The following is a 16,847-nucleotide window of genomic DNA, read 5'->3' as shown; positions in this document are numbered from 1 at the left end:
ATCGGCAGATGCGATGAACAATCATGCCGGAATGACTGATTCCGGCGGCAAGTCGACTGCACCCGCATGCTGCGGTGTGATGTGCCTCAACGCGCTTCCGGCCAGCATGTTTGAGTTGACGCTTCGAACGATGACTCACGCATCGGTTGCCGCGTCTTCTGACGCCGGAATTTCCGGCGAAGCCCCCGACCTCCTTTATCGCCCCCCAATCATCCTCCTGTCGATCTGATCGCCGGTGTCGCGACTGAATAGTCGCGCGCCTTCGAAGCCGTTTGACATTCGAGGATATGATGCTCGCGCAAGATCTTGCGAGGCTCGCTGCCGTTGACCCGGTGGCGAAGACACTCGTGCCGCTGCCCTTCAAAACATTATTCCTATCGCTTGTCCTGCTGTTTCTCGCGGGCTGTGCCACCAAGCCTTCCGCGTCGGCAGGGCCTGACCCGTCCGACCCGGGCGCGCGGACATCGCGCGCTGAATACAGCTCCACGCTCGGGCGCTACAGGTCTCAAAGACCGGTGGCTCCTGCCGCCTGGAAGAAACAGAACGAGCAGGTCGCGCCCGCTCCGAAATCCAGCGAGTAGGTGCAACATGCCAGCTCAGGATTTCAGGACTTTTACTGCGCGCAGCGTCGGCCGTTGGATGATGGCAAGCGCCGCCCTTCTTTTGTCGGGCTGTGCATCGTTCTCGCCGGACGGCGGGATGGGTGTTGTGACGGCGACAGTCTCGCGCGACCTCGGCAAGGAGGCTGTCGCACAGCGCACGCCGGACGAAGCTGCTGCTGCCCGCAGCACAACCGCGCGGCTGCTCTCGAAGCCATTGTCGGCAGATGCCGCGGTTCAGATCGCGCTCTTCAACAATCGCGGGCTGCAAGCTGCTTACAACGAACTCGCAATTGCGGAAGCGCAGGCGGTGGAGGGAAGCCTTCCGCCGAATCCGGCAATTTCACTGTCGCGGATTGCGGGATCAGTCGAAGTCGAAGTCGAGCGCAAGATCGTCGCCAACGTGCTGGCGCTCGCAACGTTGCCGGTTCGTTCGGAAATCGCAGCGGCTCGCTTCCGGCAGGCACAAACCATCGCGCTGAGCGAAACGTTGCGGATCGCAGCAGATACGCGCCGCGCCTACTACCGTGCTGTTGCGGCGCGTGAACTCGCGGGCTTTCTTGCACAGGCCCAGACCGGCGCTGAAACGGCGGCGAAGTTCGCTACCCGTCTCGGCGAGACTGGCGGCATGAACAAGCTGGATCAGGCGCGCGAGCAGGTGTTCTACGCCGACCTCACGGCGCAACTCGCTGCCACACGTCAGCGCGCCGCCAGTGAGCGTGAAGCACTGATCCGCGGCATGGGGTTGTGGGGCAACGATCTGGCGTTTCGGATGAGCACTGCACTGCCGCCGTTGCCATCGCGGCCGCAATCGCTGCCGGGCATCGAGACCGAGGCGGTTCGCCGTCACGTCGATCTCCAGATCGGGCGGATCGAACTCGATGCGCTGGCAAAATCCTACGGGCTGACGCAGGCGACCCGCTTCATTAACGTGCTGGATGCGGGGTTTGCGGGAAAGACCATCCGGGACAAGGCAACCGGTGAGAAGGCCCGCGAGCGCGGGTTTGACGTTGAACTTCAGGTTCCGATTTTCGATTTCGGCGAGGTTCGCGTCAGGGAAGCCGAAGCGACCTACATGCACGCGGTCAACCGCCTGATGGAACGCGCGGTCAATGTCCGGTCCGAAGCCCGCGACGCGTATAGCACCTACAGATCGGCATATGACATTGCCGCGCATTATCAGCGTGAGATCTTGCCGTTGCGCAAGATCATCTCCGACGAAACCCTGCTTCGCTACAACGGAATGCTGATCGACGTGTTCTCGCTGCTGGCGGAAGCGCGTCAGCGTATCGCCGCAACGACTGCGGCGATCGAGGCGAAGCGGGATTTCTGGCTGGCCACGACAAATCTGAACACCGCGGTGATGGGCGGAGGTGCTCCCGGACGCAGCGAATCTGCTCGCGTTATGTCCGGCGCATCCGCCGACGCACCTCATTGAATGGAGAACGACCAATGATTTCTCGCAGAGCAGTTCTTGGATCTGCTGCGGTGCTCGCCGGTGCCAGTGCCGTCAGCGGCCGCGTCCAGGCGGCAAGTATTCCCGAAGCCGCAACTTCAACCGCGACGACTATGCAGCCCCCGCTGTTTCCGACGACCGGTCCGGACTATCAGCCCGTCGTCACACTTAACGGCTGGACGCTGCCCTGGCGCATGAACGGCGACTGGAAGGAATTTCATCTCGTCGCCGAACCCGTGGTCCGCGAGTTCGCACCGGGCATGGTCGCGCATTTGTGGGGCTATAACGGCCAGTCGCCCGGCCCCACGATTGAAGCCGTCGAGGGCGACAAGGTCCGCATCTTCGTCACCAACAAGCTGCCGGAACACACCACCATCCATTGGCATGGAATTCTGCTCCCGAGCGGCATGGATGGTGTGACAGGTCTCACGCAACCAGCGATCGGAGTCGGAAAGACCTTCGTCTACGAGTTCGTGCTGACGAAAAGCGGCACCTTCATGTACCACCCGCATGCCGACGAAATGGTCCAGATGGCGATGGGCATGATGGGTTTCTTCGTGGTGCATCCGAAGGATCCGGCCTTCCGGCGCGTGGACCGGGATTTCGTGTTTCTGATGTCGGCCTACGACATCGAGCCCGGCAGCTATTTGCCGAAAGTTGCGGAGATGACCAACTTCAACATGTGGACTTGGAATAGCCGGGTCTTTCCCGGCATCGATCACATCGTCGCGAGCAAGGGAGACAAGGTCCGCATCCGGTTCGGCAATCTGACAATGACGAACCATCCGATTCACATGCATGGCTATGACTTCAAGGTCTCCTGCACGGATGGCGGCTGGGTGCCGGAGGCTGCGGCATGGCCAGAGGTTACGGTCGACTGCGCCGTCGGTCAGATGCGCGCCTTTGATTTCGTCGCCGACAACCCCGGCGACTGGGCGATTCACTGCCACAAGTCGCATCACACCATGAACGCCATGGGTCACGACCTCCGCAACTTCGTCGGAATGAAAAAGAGCGATCTGGTCAAGTCCGTGCGCAAGCTGGTGCCGGATTACATGCCGATGGGCAACGCCGGCATGGCCGATATGGGGGAGATGGAGATGCCGTTGCCGGACAACACACTACCGATGATGACCGGCTTCGCTCAATTCGGCGCGGTCGAGATGGGCGGCATGTTCTCGGTCGTCAAGGTGCGCGAGGGGCTGGCATCCGGCGACTACAAGGATCCGGGCTGGTTCAAGCACCCGGAAGGGACGGTCGCCTTCGAGTGGAAGGGTGAACCGAAGAAGGTCGAACGCGAGCCTCCCGCCGCGTTGGACAAGAAGAACGCTGTCGAGTTCGACGTCGTGAAACCCGGCAAAAAATCCCCCCATCGCAATCATTGAGAAGGATTTCTACATGCAACTACGCCTCCTTGCGGCTGCGCTTGCAACTCTCTCTCTGTCCACGCCAGCGCTGGCGGACCCTGGTCATTCCCACGGGGATGACCGCGCCTATGGCGTGCCCGGCGATCCCAAGAAGCCGGCACGTACCATCCAGGTCAACATGCGTGAAACGGACGGGAAAATGTTGTTCGTCCCGAACCGGATCGAGATTCGAAAGGGCGAACAGATCAAGTTCGCCATCCGCAACAGCGGCGAACTCGATCATGAACTTGTCGTCGGCACGCTCGACGAAAATCTCAAACACATGGCCGAGATGATGAAGAATCCGGACATGGAGCATGACGATCCGAATGCCAAGCGCCTGGCGCCGAGCAAGACCGGCTCCATCCTCTGGAAATTCACCAAGGCCGGGGAGTTCGACTTCTCCTGCCTTATCCCCGGTCACCGGGAAGCCGGCATGTCCGGCACAATCATCGTGAAATGAGCCGTTCCCGCGGATGCCCTCAGGCTCGCCTCGTGGCGGGACCGCGTTTTTTGGAAATGATCTTCAGTCAAAAGTGAAAAGGAAAGGAACATGCGGAAACTTATTCTTGCGACGTCCTGCGTCATGGCGTTGTCGGCCCTTCTGCCCGTGACGCATGCGCATGCGCAGGCGCTGCCGGTCAAAGGAACCGTCACTAAGATCGACGAGGCGGCGGGGAAAATGACCATCAAGCACGGCCCCATCGAGAAAATGGATATGGAGGGGATGACCATGGTTTTCCGAGCCAAAACCCCGGAGATGCTGAAGCGGGTCAAGGTCGGCGACAATGTCAGGTTCGACGTCGACAAGGTTAATGGGCAGATGACTTTGACCGGAATCGAGAAGGCCAAGTAGCGGCAACGCCGGGAGGCCGGGTAACGCTAGAAGTCTCCTGACAAAGCCGTTACCCGGCGTTTTTCCAGCAGTTGCCACCGATCTGTCGCAGTTGATCCCTCAATCGGCCCTAAAGTTCCCGCATGCAACGTCGTGCGGGGAGTTGCAATGATCAAGAAGCTGTTCTCGAAGTACTTTTTAGAGGTTGTCCCGTCGATCGTGGCGACGGTGGTTGGTGCGTACATCGTCACGCACTACATCAACGCCAAGTCGGATGCGGACAAGCCGAAGGCTGCGATTGCGGCCCCCCAGACGCTGAAGGCCGACGATTCCGGCGACAAGGCCGCGAAAGCCGAAAGCGCAAAAGCCGAAGCCGCCAGGCTGAAAGCCGAAAAGCTGGCCCTCGAAAAGGCCGCGGCGGAGCGGGCTGCTGCTGATCGGGCGGAGAACGCCAGGAAGGCCGCCGAGAAACTTGCGGCTGACAAGGCTGCCGTTGAGAAAGCCGCCGCCGAAAGAAACATGGCCGAGAAGGCCGCCAGCGAGAAGGCTGCTGCCGAGAAGCGGGAGCGGGCGACCGCGAAGGCTGCACCGGTTGTGCCGCCATCGTCCGAAGCCAATGCCACTCCCGACGACAAGCGCGATGCCAATGATCTGGCGCGGGCCGCGATCGAGCGGCTGCGCAAGGCGACCCCGCCATCGTCCGAGCCTCGTGCGTCCGAAGCCGCGAGCGCCGAAGAGCCGGCAAAGCGCGAGTCTGAGCGCGCCAAGGTCAACAGTGTCGTTTACGCGCCCGCAGCCGTGCCGCCGCCGCCGGCGCTCCAGCCCTTGCCGCCCGCGGTGAGCGTCGCGCCGCAGCCGAGCGAAGCCGCGATCACCGCACCACCGGCGCCATTTCCGACGCCCACGGATTCATCCGAGGTCAGCGTCAACGATCCGTCACGTCCAATGCCGCCGGGCGAAATCCCGCCGCGCGACATTCGTATCCACGAGCGCGGCCGCTCCGTTGCCGAGGGTGTCGTCTCGGCGGCGAGGTCGGTGTTTCAGGCCGTATTGCCGGAACGTAATTAAGTTTCTGATTTTTTGAGGCGCTTCGCGCTCTTCGACTTGGCGGCTTTGCTATCCGTGTTTGCGGCTTCCACGTCGACAATATCCAGAAATTCCCTGACTGTGCTGACCGCGCCCGGGCTGGTCGCGAGATAGCCCGGAAGCTCGGCGATTGCATCGTGAAACGCGCTGCCGTTCATGATGTCCAGCACCCGGCGCATCGGTTCGGTTTCGAGAAACGCGCGGCGGCACACGAAGAAGTAATCCTCCGTCAGCAGCCGGACGAAATCGAGCCCGAACTGCCGCGCGGCCGCCTCGACGCCGAATGCCGCATCGGCCATGCCGCTGGCAACATAGGCCGCGACGGCGGCGTGGGTGAATTCCATCTGCTGCGCGCCGTTGATCTGCGTTTCGTCGATCTTGTGCTGCGCCAGCAACTGATCGAACAGCGTGCGCGTTCCTGAATCATGGTCGCGGTTGACGAAACGCGCCTTGCGCGCGACGAGATCCTCCAGCGATCCGATGCCGAGCGGATTGCCGGGTTTCACCATCAGCCCCATTTCGCGCGTCACGAAACTGATGACGCGATCCTCGCGCGGATCGAGCCACTCCCTGCAAGCCTGGATGCTTTGCGCGCGCAGTTCGCCGCGCGGAACATGAACGCCGGAGAGATCGCACGCGCCCTGCGCCAGCGAGACCAGCGAATTCTGATTGCTGACGTAACGCAGATCGACGCCGATGCCGGGTTCGCGGTCGAGCAACTCGCGCAGCTTTGAAACCGCGAAACCGTGGCTGGCATGAACGCGGATCACGTTCGGGCGTTGATGCAGGAACGGCTTGATCTCGGTGGCAAGTTCCTGCGCGAGGTTTTCGAGTTGCGGGCCGAGACGGGCTTGCATCCGCTGCCCGGCCCATACCAGTTTCTCGCCGAACGCTGTCAGCGTCGTGCCCTTGCCGCGGTGGGTCTCGACCACCGGAACGCCAAAAAAGTCGGACCATTGCTCGACGAGATTCCAGACGTGCCGATAAGAGAGATTGGCATGTTCCGCGGCGCTGGCGAGTTTTCCGGTTTTACGGATCTCATTGAGGATCGTCAGCATGACGATCACGCTGTGGCGGCTGCCTTCCTTGTGGAAGCGCCAGATCGGCTCGATCTCAATATGCATCGCTGTTCCACTCATCTATGAAACCGATTTCATATGATCGGATCTCATAAGCACATCATGTCATATTTACTAAGGCATATTCAATGCACAAATTAAGAAGAACAATAGGAGATATATGATGTCGATTGCATATGACTATTCTCGCGACACATCGCACGATGCCCCCGTCGTTCTCCGAAAGCAGCTTCTGATCGACGGTCAGCATGTCGAATCGGTCTCAGGGCGCACCTTCGACACGCTCAATCCTGCAACCGGGCAGGTCATCGCAACCATCGCGGAGGGCAACGAGGCCGATGTCGAGCGCGCCGTCGCCGCCGCCCGCCGCGCCTTCGAGGGCCCCTGGAGCACCATGCGCGCCGCCGAGCGCGGCCACATCCTGTTCAGGCTCGCCGAGCTGATCAAACAGCACAGCGATGAACTGGCCGAACTGGAAAGCCGCGACGCCGGCAAGCCGATTTCGGCCGTGCTGCGGCAGGACCTTCCCGCCGCTATCGATACACTGACCTATTACGCCGGTTGGGCGGACAAGATTCACGGCGACGTGGTCTCGACGCGCAGCGATGCGCTGACCTACACGGTGCGCGAACCGGTCGGCGTGGTTGCCGTAATCGTGCCGTGGAATTTCCCGCTGATGATCGGCATGTGGAAGCTGGCGCCTGCGCTGGCCTGCGGCTGCACTATCGTCATGAAGCCGGCTGAGCTGACCTCGTTGTCCGCGCTGCGCATCGGCGAACTCGCGCTCGAAGCGGGCCTGCCGCCGGGTGTGCTCAACATCGTGCCGGGTCCCGGCCGCGTGGTCGGCGACGCACTGGTCAATCATCCCGGCGTGGACAAGGTGACGTTCACCGGATCACCCGGCGTGGGCCGTGGAATTCTTCGTGGCGCCGCCGGCAACTTCAAGCGTGTGTCGCTGGAACTCGGCGGCAAGTCCGCCAATGTCATTTTTGATGACGCCGATCTCGATGCCGCGACCAAGGCGGCGGCGGCGGGCATCTTCTTCAATGCCGGGCAGGTGTGCTCGGCGGGCTCGCGCGTACTTGCGCATGAGAAGGTCTACGACGAAGTGGTCGAGCGGCTCGCCATGCGCGCCAGGGCGCTGCGCATCGGCGATACCGCTGACAAGGCGACTGCGCTGGGCCCTGTGATTTCCGAAAAGCAGATGAAGTCGATCCTCGACTATATCGATGTCGGCCAGAAGGAGGGCGCGACGCTCGTGACCGGCGGGCAGCATGTCGGCGATCACGGCTACTACATCAGCCCGGCGGTGTTCGCGAACGTCAAACACGAGATGCGGATTTCGCAGGAGGAAATCTTCGGACCCGTGGTCAGTGTCATCAAGTTCAAGGATGAGGCCGACGCTGTGCGGATCGCCAACGGCACCGCGTTCAGCCTGGCCGCCGGTGTGTGGAGCCGCGACATCGGCCGCGTGCAGCGCTTCGCCAAGAAGGTGAGGGCCGGCACGGTCTGGATCAACACCTATGGCTATACCGACGTGCGGCTGCCGTGGGGCGGCGCGGGTGATTCGGGTTTCGGCCGTGAACACGGCACCGAGGCGCTGGCGAACTTCACCGAGCCGAAAGCGGTGTGGATGAACCTCAACGTTTGAGTCTCGTCTCCTCCCGAGAAAGCTCAAACAAAAACGCGGGCCGCAAGGCCCGCGTTTTCATATTCAAAACTGTTGAGATCGCTTAGCGCGGTCCGCGCGGACCTGCACCAGCGCCACCACGGCCGCCGGCAGCGCCACGCTCTGCGCCCGGACCAGCGCCGAACACCGGCTTCGGCTTCATCGGCAGCAGGCCTTCACGCTGCAACTTCTTGCGCGCGAGCTTGCGGGCGCGACGAACGGCTTCAGCCTTTTCGCGGGCCTTCTTCTCGGATGGCTTTTCGTAATGGCCGCGGAGCTTCATCTCGCGGAAAATGCCCTCGCGCTGCATCTTTTTCTTCAGCGCCTTGAGAGCCTGGTCGACATTGTTATCGCGAACGAGAACCTGCACGCGGCATCCTCTTTGGTTTCAATCAGGAAAATCAGGAGACGACGAAGGGCCGACTAAAGGCCACGCCCTTCTCATCGAAGGCGCGGATGTACCAGATCAAACCGGGAATGTCCACCTGTGGATGGTCATTTTCGGGGGCCTGAATGTCACGAATCCGGGGCAAATTAGACCGGTCGGGCTGGCGATTCGGGGGAATTTCAGGAAGGCTTAAGACCCCGGTTTCTACGGTTCCCGCACTGAGGTGATCCAACACCACGATTCAGGGGAGACGTAACATGAATACGAAGAAATACGCCGCCGAGGTCATCGGCACCTTCTGGCTCACATTTGCGGGTTGCGGCAGCGCGGTCCTCGCCGCGGCTTTTCCGCAGGTGGGCATCGGCCTGCTCGGGGTCTCGTTTGCCTTCGGCCTGAGCGTCGTCACCATGGCGTATGCCATCGGCCATATTTCGGGGTGCCATCTTAACCCGGCCGTGACGGTCGGGCTCGCTGCCGGCGGGCGCTTTCCGGCGGGTCAGGTTATTCCCTACATTATCGCGCAGGTCATCGGCGCGATCCTGGGCGCCGGCGTACTTTACATGATCGCCAGCGGCAAGGCCGGTTTCGATCTCGCGGGCGGCTTCGCCTCCAATGGCTACGCGGACCATTCGCCGGGCAAATACAGCCTGCTGGCGGGCTTCGTCTCTGAAGTGGCGATGACGGCGATGTTCCTGTTCATCATCATGGGAGCGACCCACGGCAAGGCGCCGGCCGGCTTCGCGCCGTTGGCGATCGGCCTTGCGCTGGTGATGATCCATCTCGTCAGCATTCCCGTCACCAACACGTCGGTGAACCCGGCGCGCAGCACCGGTCCCGCCCTGTTCGTCGGCGGCTGGGCCATTCAGCAGCTCTGGCTGTTCTGGGTCGCGCCGCTGATCGGCGGCGTCATCGGCGGGGTGGTCTATCGCTGGCTGAGCGATGAGCCGGAAGGCATCGTCGCCGGCAAGTGACATCTGATTTTCAGGCAACGACGCAAGGCTGTCGCGAGTGATCGCGGCAGCCTTTTACTTTTGCGGAGCCTTGACCTCGGTCACATGACCCATCTTGCGCCCCGGGCGTGGAGCGCCCTTGCCGTACAGATGCACGGTGGCGCCGGGAACCGGCAGCCATTTGCCGTAGTCGAGGATGTCGTCGCCGATCAGGTTGGTCATGGTGACGTCGCCGTGCCGGACCGGATGAGCGAGCGGCCAGCCGGCAATGGCGCGGATGTGCTGCTCGAACTGCGACACCGACGCCCCGTCCAGCGTCCAGTGGCCGGAGTTATGAACGCGCGGCGCAATCTCGTTGACCATCAGGCCCGGTCCATCCTTGCCGGGCACCACAAACATCTCCACCGCCAGCACGCCGACATAATCCAGCGCGGTCGCGATCTTCTCGGCAATCGCGCGAGCCTGTGCCGCGACGTCGTCGGAGATGCGCGCCGGCGCGTAGGAGAATTTCAGGATGTGGTCGCGATGTTCGTTTTCGGTGACGTCGTAGCAGACGACCTCGCCGCTGGCGCTGCGTGCGGCGACCACGGAGATTTCGCGCTCGAACGGCACGAAGGCCTCGAGAATGGCTGAGCGGGTCTCCAGATCGGCCCACACGGTTTCCGGGTCGTCGCCCTCCCTGACCACGACCTGACCCTTGCCGTCGTAACCGAAACGCCGGGTCTTGAGCACGGCGGGCAGCCCGATCCGGGCGATGGCGGCTTTCAGTCCCTGCGCGGAGGAGACATCGGCATAGGCTGCGGTGGCGATGCCGAGCTTGCTCACGAAATTCTTTTCCGCGAAGCGGTCCTGCACGGTTTCCAGCACCTTCGGATCCGGCAGCACCGGGCGGCGAGCCGACAGGATCATCGCCGTCGAGGAAGGAATGTTCTCGAACTCGTAGGTAATGACATCGACATCGGAGGCGAACAGTTCGAGCGCTTCGACATCGGCGTATTCCGCGCAGGTCGCGTTCTGCACCACGTCGAAGGCGGGTGAGTCCGGATCGGGCGAAAACACCTGCGACCGCAGGCCAAGACGCGCGGCGGCCTGCGCAAGCATTCTGCCCAATTGCCCGCCGCCGAGAATTCCGATGGTGTCGCCTGGTTTCAGCGTCACCCGACTTGAAGATGTCACTTAGATTCGTCCTCTGGGCGCTCGCTCACCGCCTCGGTCTGTTGCTTGCGCCATGTCGCAAGCCGGCTTGCAAGACCGGCGTCATTGAGTGCCAGCACGCTTGCAGCGAGTAGAGCCGCATTGATAGCGCCGGCTTTTCCGATCGCCAAGGTGCCGACCGGAATTCCTGCAGGCATTTGCACAATCGAATAAAGCGAATCGATGCCTGACAACGCCTTGGATTCTATCGGCACGCCGAACACCGGAAGTTCCGTCAGCGAGGCCGCCATGCCGGGCAGATGGGCTGCACCCCCGGCGCCCGCGATAATGACCCTGAAACCGGCCGCCTTGGCCCCCTTGGCGAAGCTGTAGAGCCGCTCGGGAGTGCGGTGCGCAGAGACGATCCGTGCCTCGTGCGAGATGCCGAGCGCGGTCAGGGTCTCTGCGGCATAGCGCATGGTGGCCCAGTCGGACTGGCTTCCCATGATGATGGCGACGGGGGCGGTCATGCGGAATCTTCAAAAAAGAGCAGAAAAAGAGGGCGGATTATAGGGTTACGCCCCTGCGTGGCAAGCTAACGCGAATCCGTTATCCTTTCATGGTCAATGGCCGTGCCGGTCAAGCGGATTAGGGGCGGAAACGTGAAGAAAGCGCGCGGCAAAATGGCATCACGGCGTCCGGCGGCAAAGGCGCCGTCCGGGCGCGCCGCCCCGGGCCGAAGCGCGTCCGCCGCCAAAGCCGCCCCGGCAAAACCCAAGCGCAAGCCGGCGGCTGTTTCCCTTGCAAGGGCCAAACGCCAAGTCTCGGCTTTGAAAGCGGAACTCGCGGCCGCCCAGGCCCGGATCGACGAACTTCAGGCCTGGGCCGATACCGATTTCCTTCTGAACATCTACAACCGACGCGGCTTCGAGCGCGAACTCGACCGCTCGGTCGCCTACATCCGGCGCTACAAGGCGACGGGCGCGCTGATCGTTCTCGACGTCGATCGCCTCAAACCGATCAACGACACGTTCGGGCACGCGGCGGGCGACGTGGTGCTGAAGGGCGTGGTGGCGGTGCTGATGCGGCATGTCCGTTCATCGGACGTGGTGGGGCGGCTCGGCGGCGACGAATTCGGGCTGCTGCTCTGGAATCTGACGGAAGCCGATGCGCTGGCGAAGGCGGCGGCGCTGGAAGACGCCATCGACCGACTGACGTTTGTTTTCAGGGGACGTCCCGTGGTCGCGGGCGCGTCGGCCGGCATAGCGCTGGTCGGTGCGGCGGATGATGCGGCGCGTGTCATGGAGACGGCGGACCGCGCGATGTACGCACGGAAGGCGGCGCGCCGTCTTGTCGCAGGGTCTCGTGCAACAGGTTCTCTTGCCGCGGATTTGCGCGGCGGTTCGCCGATCAAGCTCAGGCGATAATGTCAGGCGTGATCTGGTCTTCGACGAACGCGATACGATCGCGCAATTGCAGCTTGCGTTTTTTCAAACGCTGCAACCGCAACAGGTCCGGCGCCGGCGATTGATGCAGCGCCTCGATGGCGGCATCGAGGTCGCGGTGCTCCTGCTGCAATCGCGCCAGTTCCAGAGCGAATTCGTTGTTGTCCTGCTCTGCCATGACTTTAGGTGATCAGACTTTCGATAATCGATTGGGTCAGACTTTCAGCAAGTCTTACCGGATGTTCCCTGCGGGATCGTCATTGCAGAAAATCCTTACCAGTTCTAGCGGACGGTATCGCGCGGCGGGTTCCCTCACAATTCGTTTCCTCTGATAAAAAATATCAGACGGCCGCGTTCATTCCGATGTCGACAGATGCCCTCACTCATGTAGACTTACTTGTCCAGATCCGATCTGAGGTCCACTTACGAAGGAGACTTCTTATGGCGATTCAGGCGCATCTCGTTGAACTGGAACGAAAACACGAAGTTCTGGAAAACGAATTGCACGATGCTCTCCAGCATCTTTCCACCGACGACCTCCAGATTATCGAGTTAAAGCGCCGTAAGCTGGTGCTCAAGGACGAGATCCACCGACTGAAGTTCGCCACCGTCCACTAACGGCTCCCGGAAAAGACGCTTCCCCGGAAATCCGCGCCATTATCAACATGATATTCGTAGCGGCTACGCCTGTGGTGCATCGTTCGCTTGCGCAGTTGCCGCCGCGGGTTCCGCTATTTCCGGATTTCGATGCGATGGGCCACATCGTCAGCGATGGCGAGCGATGACGTCAGGCCGGGCGATTCAATTCCGAACAGGTTGATCAGCCCGGCGACGCCGTGTTCCTGCGGTCCCTGGATTACGAAATCCTGCCGGGCGACCGCCGGAGGCACGATCTTCGGGCGAATTCCGGAGTAACTCGGCGTCAGCGCGCCATCGGGAAGCGTCGGCCAGTAACGGCGGATCGCCGGATAAAAACGCTCCGCCCGGGCGGGATCGACCGCGTAGTCGATCTCGTCGATCCATTCCACGTCGGGCCCGAATTTCGCCTGCCCGCCGAGATCGATGGTCAGGTGGACACCGAGCCCGCCGGGTTCCGGCACCGGATAGATCAGCCGTTCGAACGGCGCGCGCGCGCTGCAGCTGAAATAATTTCCCTTGGCATAGTACGCCGTCGGAATCCGGTCGGCCGGCATCCCGTCGATGACGCGGGCAATCGCGGGCGCTGCGAGCCCGGCCGAATTCACCAGCACGCGGCATTGCAGGGTCATCGGGCTGTCGCCGCCGATCTCGACCTCGAAGCCTTCAGGCACCGCCTTCGAGCGCTTGAGCGGCGCATGAAACGCAAGCGCGCCGCCCGCGTCTTCGATCTCGCCGCGCAGCGCGAGCATGAAGGCGTGACTGTCGACGATGCCGGTGGAGGGCGACAGCAGTGCGCCGGTGCAGTTCAGGGCAGGTTCGAGGGCGCGCGCGTCAGCGCCGGACAGCATTTGCAGATCGTCGACGCCGTTGGTTTCCGCATGTGACCTGATCGAGGTCAGCTTGGCGTTCTCATTCTCGACGGTGGCGACGATCAGCTTGCCGCAACGGCGATGCGGAACGCCGTGGTCTTCGCAATACCGGTAGAGCGCATGCTTTCCGGCGACGCACATGCGCGCCATCAGACTTCCCGCCGGATAGTAGATTCCGGCGTGGATCACCTCGCTGTTGCGCGAAGACGTCCCGGTGCCGATGTCTCCGGCGGCCTCGACGACGACGACCTCAAGGCCGGCCTGCGCCAGCCGGCGTGCAGCGGCAAGACCGACGACGCCCGCGCCGACGACAATGCACTCAACCCTGTCCATCGATGGTCCGCTTTGCCCAATGAATCTGATTCATGCTCACTTTATGTACAGCGCGCGGGACCGCGATCACTCCAGGGACTTGCTGCGTTAGGACTTGGTTAAGCATAGACGGCCATTTGCCCGCATTTAAGTCACAATCTGCGGGGCGGGGAGTACGCGTTTACCCGATTCAAAGGGGTACAACCAGAGAGTGTCCGCGAAGAATTCCGCGGAATGGTAATGACCTGCTGGCAGAAGCAAGCACGAGCGACCGCAGTGAGCCCGGCGTGGGCCGCTGTGTGCCTGTGCGTCCTGATTTCGACGTGCGAGAACGCTTGGGCGCAGATTGTCGCCAATCCCGACGGCTCATTTTCGGCCATGTCGATGGAAAGCGCGCGCACCGCCATCGTATGGCAGGTGCTGATCGGCGGCTTCGTGATCGTTGCGTTCCTCGCCGCGGTCATCCTGTGGGTGACGACCGCGTTGCGACGGGCGCGCCACGCCAATATCCGCCGCGCCGCCTTTGTCTCCAGCGCCCTGAACAATCTGACCCAAGGCATTGTGATGCTTGATGCGCACAAGCGCGTCGTGTTTTGCAATGACCATTACCTGAAGATCTATGGCCTCGATCGCTTCGATCTATTCCCCGGAATGACCGGCCCCGATCTTCTGGATTTGCGAAAGCAGCGCGGGACGTTCGACGGTCTGTTGGACATTTATTATCGCAACGTCGAACATCCAGAGGGTCACATCTGCGAACTTTCGGATGGCCGCTCGATCGTCGTCAGGCATCGCAAACTGGCCAATGGCGGAACGGTATCGACGCACGAGGATTGCACGACGCAGCGCAAGCTCGCCAAGGAACTTGCAAAGAACAAGAACTTCCTCGAATCCGTGATCGATAACATTCCGGTCTGCGTCGCAGCGAAAACCATCGATGACGGCAGGTATATTCTCGCCAATCGGGCGTTCGAGCAATTCGCCGGCATGAGCCGCGACCAGATCATCGGCAATACGGCGGCCAGCGTTTATGTCCCGGAAGCGGCCCAGGCCGTTGTCGAGGCCGATCAGGCAGCCGTCGCCTCGTTATCGAGTCAAACGCGCACCGAACTGTCGATTCAGCACCGCGGCGGCAAGCGTCTTGTGGCGTGTAACCGCGTGATCGCACGCAATGAGAAGAACGAGCCCGAGTTCCTCGTCTCATTGTTCGAGGATGTCACCGAGCGGCGGTCTCTCTCGCGCGAGATTCAGAGCGCCAAGCAATTCCTTGAATTGGTCGTCGACAACGTTCCGGTCGCGCTCGTCGTCAAGCGGCTGAGCGACGGCCAGTATGTTCTCGCCAACCGCAGCGCCGAGGCGACGCTGAGCGTCCGCCGCGAAGACGTGATCGGCCGCAAGCTCGAGGACATCTACAATCCGACCGACGCGAAATTCATCCTCAAGCGTGACGAGGACGCCGTCCGCAAGAAGGGCATCGTCACTGAAGAGCATCCGATCCAGACGGAAAACGGACTGCGGCTGTTCCTGACGCGGCGCGTCACGGTTCTCGACGAGAACGGCGAGCCGCAATATCTCATCAAGACCAACGAAGACATCACCGATCGCCGTGAAACCGAATCGCGCATGGCCCACATGGCCTATCACGATTCACTGACGGACCTGCCGAACCGCGCGGCCTTCCTGCTGGCGTTGTCGCAGATGATCGAGGCCTGCAAGGACACCACCGAGGAATTCGCGGTCCTCTCGATCGACCTCGATCGGCTGAAGGAAATCAACGACGTGTTCGGCCACGAGGTCGGCGACAAGCTGCTGATCGAGGTATCGCGCCGGATCGAGAAGGCCGTCCAGGGCGGAGTTGTTGCACGTCTGAGCGGCGACGAATTCGGATTGATCATCGACGGTGCGCAGCCGGAAGCTGCGCTAAACCTCGCAAACCGCCTGCTGGAAACGATGCGCGAGGAAATCGTGATCGATGGCCGCTCGCTTCGTATGGGGCTGACGACCGGCATTTCCATTTTCCCGCGTAACGGCGGCACCGCCGAAGAACTTCTTGCCAATGCCGACGCTGCGCTGTTCCGCGCCAAGGCAAAGTCGCGCGGCTCCGTCAGCTTCTATGCCGCGGAAATGGACCAGCAGGTGCGCGACCGCCGCGCGCTGCATCAGGATCTGTCGACCGCGATCCGAAACGGCGAATTGTCGCTGCACTATCAGCCGCAGGCGCGCGCGCGCCACAAGATCGTCACCGATCATGTTCTCGGCTTTGAAGCGCTGGCGCGATGGGTTCATCCCGTGCGCGGCTTCGTGCCGCCCAGCGAATTCATCCCGCTGGCGGAAGAGAGTGGCCTGATCGTCGAAATGGGTGAGTGGATTTTGCGTGAGGCCTGCCGCGAGGCGGCGTCCTGGCCGAAGGATCTGCAGATCGCGGTCAATCTGTCGCCCGCGCAATTCATGCACGGCGATCTGGTCGGTCTGGTCCATTCGATCCTGCTCGAGACCGGTCTCGCGCCCGGACGGCTGGAACTCGAAATCACCGAAGGCGTGCTGATCGAGGACTTCGACCGCGGGCTGTCGCTGCTGCGGCGGCTGAAGGCGCTCGGCGTGCGGATCGCGATGGACGATTTCGGCAGCGGCTATTCATCGCTGACCTATCTGCAGTCGTTCCCGTTCGACAAGATCAAGATCGACCGCGCCTTCGTGATGAATCTCGGGCGCAACACGCAGTCCGCGGCCATTATCCGCGCCATGATCGGGCTCGGCCACGGCCTCAACATTTCCATCGTCGCCGAAGGCGTCGAGACGCAGGAACAACTGTCCTTCCTCGCGGACGAGGCCTGCGATCAGGTACAGGGTTATTTCCTCGGCAAGCCTGCGCCGATGGCGGACTACGCGGAATGGATCGGTCGCGAAAAGACCGTCTCGCTCGTGACAAAAATACCGCGCATGGTCGGCTGACGCGATTGCCCTTCAAACCTGCAAGGCT

The 16,847-nt window shown here is 61.9% G+C and carries 18 protein-coding genes; 12 read left to right on the top strand and 6 right to left on the bottom strand.

Going from position 1 to position 16,847, the window contains the following annotated elements:
• The first annotated feature begins 13 nt into the window (after positions 1-13).
• The 7 genes from AC07UB_RS20660 (at position 14) to AC07UB_RS20630 (ending at position 5,364) form a co-directional block, all read left to right on the top strand.
• A complete protein-coding gene (locus AC07UB_RS20660) occupies positions 14-229 on the top strand; it encodes a hypothetical protein (protein ID WP_492791924.1) in 216 nt (71 codons plus the stop codon).
• Positions 230-287: 58 nt separating this feature from the next.
• Entirely contained in the window at positions 288-581 is a 294-nt protein-coding gene (locus tag AC07UB_RS20655; protein ID WP_492791925.1) for a hypothetical protein, read from the top strand.
• Between the two features lie 58 nt (positions 582-639).
• A complete protein-coding gene (locus AC07UB_RS20650; RefSeq protein WP_492791926.1) occupies positions 640-2,037 on the top strand; it encodes a TolC family protein in 1,398 nt (465 codons plus the stop codon).
• Between the two features lie 14 nt (positions 2,038-2,051).
• Positions 2,052-3,440: a multicopper oxidase family protein gene (locus tag AC07UB_RS20645; RefSeq protein ID WP_492791927.1), complete on the top strand. Its 1,389-nt coding sequence runs from the start codon at positions 2,052-2,054 to the stop codon at positions 3,438-3,440.
• A 13-nt stretch (positions 3,441-3,453) separates the two neighbouring features.
• Positions 3,454-3,924 (top strand): cupredoxin domain-containing protein, encoded by a 471-nt coding sequence (locus AC07UB_RS20640; protein WP_492791928.1) that lies wholly within the window; start codon positions 3,454-3,456, stop codon positions 3,922-3,924.
• A gap of 90 nt (positions 3,925-4,014) precedes the next feature.
• The gene (locus AC07UB_RS20635; RefSeq protein WP_492791929.1) at positions 4,015-4,317 is read left to right on the top strand and encodes a copper-binding protein; all 303 of its coding nucleotides are present in this window, start codon (positions 4,015-4,017) and stop codon (positions 4,315-4,317) included.
• A 147-nt stretch (positions 4,318-4,464) separates the two neighbouring features.
• Complete coding sequence (locus AC07UB_RS20630) at positions 4,465-5,364, top strand: cell envelope biogenesis protein TolA (RefSeq protein ID WP_492791930.1); 900 nt, start codon at positions 4,465-4,467, stop codon at positions 5,362-5,364.
• Here the strand turns inward: AC07UB_RS20630 and AC07UB_RS20625 are convergent.
• A complete protein-coding gene (locus tag AC07UB_RS20625; protein ID WP_492791931.1) occupies positions 5,361-6,506 on the bottom strand; it encodes a substrate-binding domain-containing protein in 1,146 nt (381 codons plus the stop codon). The genes AC07UB_RS20630 and AC07UB_RS20625 overlap by 4 nt on opposite strands.
• A gap of 118 nt (positions 6,507-6,624) precedes the next feature.
• On the opposite strand from AC07UB_RS20625, the gene AC07UB_RS20620 reads away from it, so the two are divergent.
• The gene (locus AC07UB_RS20620; protein ID WP_492792769.1) at positions 6,625-8,112 is read left to right on the top strand and encodes an aldehyde dehydrogenase family protein; all 1,488 of its coding nucleotides are present in this window, start codon (positions 6,625-6,627) and stop codon (positions 8,110-8,112) included.
• 82 nt (positions 8,113-8,194) lie between these two features.
• Here AC07UB_RS20620 and rpsU read toward each other — a convergent pair whose 3' ends face one another.
• On the bottom strand, positions 8,195-8,500 hold the full coding sequence (rpsU, locus tag AC07UB_RS20615; RefSeq protein WP_492791932.1) for a 30S ribosomal protein S21: 306 nt from the start codon (positions 8,498-8,500) through the stop codon (positions 8,195-8,197).
• Positions 8,501-8,775: 275 nt separating this feature from the next.
• Between rpsU and aqpZ the strand changes: the two genes are divergently transcribed.
• Positions 8,776-9,489 carry an aquaporin Z gene (gene aqpZ, locus AC07UB_RS20610; RefSeq protein ID WP_492791933.1) on the top strand — a complete coding sequence of 238 codons (714 nt, stop codon included), beginning with the start codon at positions 8,776-8,778 and terminating at the stop codon, positions 9,487-9,489.
• Positions 9,490-9,543: 54 nt separating this feature from the next.
• Here the strand turns inward: aqpZ and AC07UB_RS20605 are convergent, their stop codons facing one another.
• Positions 9,544-10,644, bottom strand: coding sequence for a 5-(carboxyamino)imidazole ribonucleotide synthase (locus tag AC07UB_RS20605; protein ID WP_492791934.1), 1,101 nt, complete (start codon positions 10,642-10,644; stop codon positions 9,544-9,546).
• Complete coding sequence (gene purE, locus AC07UB_RS20600) at positions 10,641-11,132, bottom strand: 5-(carboxyamino)imidazole ribonucleotide mutase (RefSeq protein WP_492791935.1); 492 nt, start codon at positions 11,130-11,132, stop codon at positions 10,641-10,643. The genes AC07UB_RS20605 and purE overlap by 4 nt, the downstream gene beginning before the upstream one ends.
• A 96-nt stretch (positions 11,133-11,228) precedes the next feature.
• On the opposite strand from purE, the gene AC07UB_RS20595 reads away from it, so the two are divergent.
• Positions 11,229-12,029 carry a GGDEF domain-containing protein gene (locus AC07UB_RS20595; protein WP_492791936.1) on the top strand — a complete coding sequence of 267 codons (801 nt, stop codon included), beginning with the start codon at positions 11,229-11,231 and terminating at the stop codon, positions 12,027-12,029.
• Here the strand turns inward: AC07UB_RS20595 and AC07UB_RS20590 are convergent.
• The gene (locus tag AC07UB_RS20590; RefSeq protein WP_492791937.1) at positions 12,019-12,225 is read right to left on the bottom strand and encodes a YdcH family protein; all 207 of its coding nucleotides are present in this window, start codon (positions 12,223-12,225) and stop codon (positions 12,019-12,021) included. The two genes, AC07UB_RS20595 and AC07UB_RS20590, sit on opposite strands and share 11 nt — an antisense overlap.
• 263 nt (positions 12,226-12,488) lie before the next feature.
• Between AC07UB_RS20590 and AC07UB_RS20585 the strand changes: the two genes are divergently transcribed.
• The gene (locus AC07UB_RS20585; protein WP_492791938.1) at positions 12,489-12,665 is read left to right on the top strand and encodes a YdcH family protein; all 177 of its coding nucleotides are present in this window, start codon (positions 12,489-12,491) and stop codon (positions 12,663-12,665) included.
• A 113-nt stretch (positions 12,666-12,778) separates the two neighbouring features.
• On the opposite strand, the gene AC07UB_RS20580 is transcribed toward AC07UB_RS20585, so the two are convergent.
• Complete coding sequence (locus AC07UB_RS20580; RefSeq protein ID WP_492791939.1) at positions 12,779-13,888, bottom strand: NAD(P)/FAD-dependent oxidoreductase; 1,110 nt, start codon at positions 13,886-13,888, stop codon at positions 12,779-12,781.
• Positions 13,889-14,107: 219 nt separating this feature from the next.
• Here AC07UB_RS20580 and AC07UB_RS20575 point away from each other — a divergent pair, with 219 nt between their 5' ends.
• Positions 14,108-16,819 carry a sensor domain-containing protein gene (locus tag AC07UB_RS20575; RefSeq protein ID WP_492791940.1) on the top strand — a complete coding sequence of 904 codons (2,712 nt, stop codon included), beginning with the start codon at positions 14,108-14,110 and terminating at the stop codon, positions 16,817-16,819.
• The last annotated feature ends 28 nt before the right edge of the window (positions 16,820-16,847 follow it).

This window comes from Afipia sp. GW821-FHT04G03 (genome assembly GCF_059419985.1).
Note: the sequence above shows the minus strand (reverse complement) of the source record. Positions and strands in the feature narration are given on the sequence as shown.

Coding starts and splice junctions, on each gene's coding strand:
- AC07UB_RS20645 (WP_492791927.1), top strand. CDS start 2,052: ATGATTTCTCGCAGAGCAGTTCTTGGATCTGCTGCGGTGCTCGCCGGT.
- AC07UB_RS20620 (WP_492792769.1), top strand. CDS start 6,625: ATGTCGATTGCATATGACTATTCTCGCGACACATCGCACGATGCCCCC.
- AC07UB_RS20655 (WP_492791925.1), top strand. CDS start 288: ATGATGCTCGCGCAAGATCTTGCGAGGCTCGCTGCCGTTGACCCGGTG.
- AC07UB_RS20625 (WP_492791931.1), bottom strand. CDS start 6,506: ATGCATATTGAGATCGAGCCGATCTGGCGCTTCCACAAGGAAGGCAGC.
- AC07UB_RS20580 (WP_492791939.1), bottom strand. CDS start 13,888: ATGGACAGGGTTGAGTGCATTGTCGTCGGCGCGGGCGTCGTCGGTCTT.
- AC07UB_RS20590 (WP_492791937.1), bottom strand. CDS start 12,225: ATGGCAGAGCAGGACAACAACGAATTCGCTCTGGAACTGGCGCGATTG.
- AC07UB_RS20630 (WP_492791930.1), top strand. CDS start 4,465: ATGATCAAGAAGCTGTTCTCGAAGTACTTTTTAGAGGTTGTCCCGTCG.
- AC07UB_RS20650 (WP_492791926.1), top strand. CDS start 640: ATGATGGCAAGCGCCGCCCTTCTTTTGTCGGGCTGTGCATCGTTCTCG.
- AC07UB_RS20585 (WP_492791938.1), top strand. CDS start 12,489: ATGGCGATTCAGGCGCATCTCGTTGAACTGGAACGAAAACACGAAGTT.
- AC07UB_RS20595 (WP_492791936.1), top strand. CDS start 11,229: ATGGCCGTGCCGGTCAAGCGGATTAGGGGCGGAAACGTGAAGAAAGCG.
- aqpZ (WP_492791933.1), top strand. CDS start 8,776: ATGAATACGAAGAAATACGCCGCCGAGGTCATCGGCACCTTCTGGCTC.
- AC07UB_RS20575 (WP_492791940.1), top strand. CDS start 14,108: ATGACCTGCTGGCAGAAGCAAGCACGAGCGACCGCAGTGAGCCCGGCG.
- AC07UB_RS20635 (WP_492791929.1), top strand. CDS start 4,015: ATGCGGAAACTTATTCTTGCGACGTCCTGCGTCATGGCGTTGTCGGCC.
- AC07UB_RS20640 (WP_492791928.1), top strand. CDS start 3,454: ATGCAACTACGCCTCCTTGCGGCTGCGCTTGCAACTCTCTCTCTGTCC.
- AC07UB_RS20660 (WP_492791924.1), top strand. CDS start 14: ATGAACAATCATGCCGGAATGACTGATTCCGGCGGCAAGTCGACTGCA.
- purE (WP_492791935.1), bottom strand. CDS start 11,132: ATGACCGCCCCCGTCGCCATCATCATGGGAAGCCAGTCCGACTGGGCC.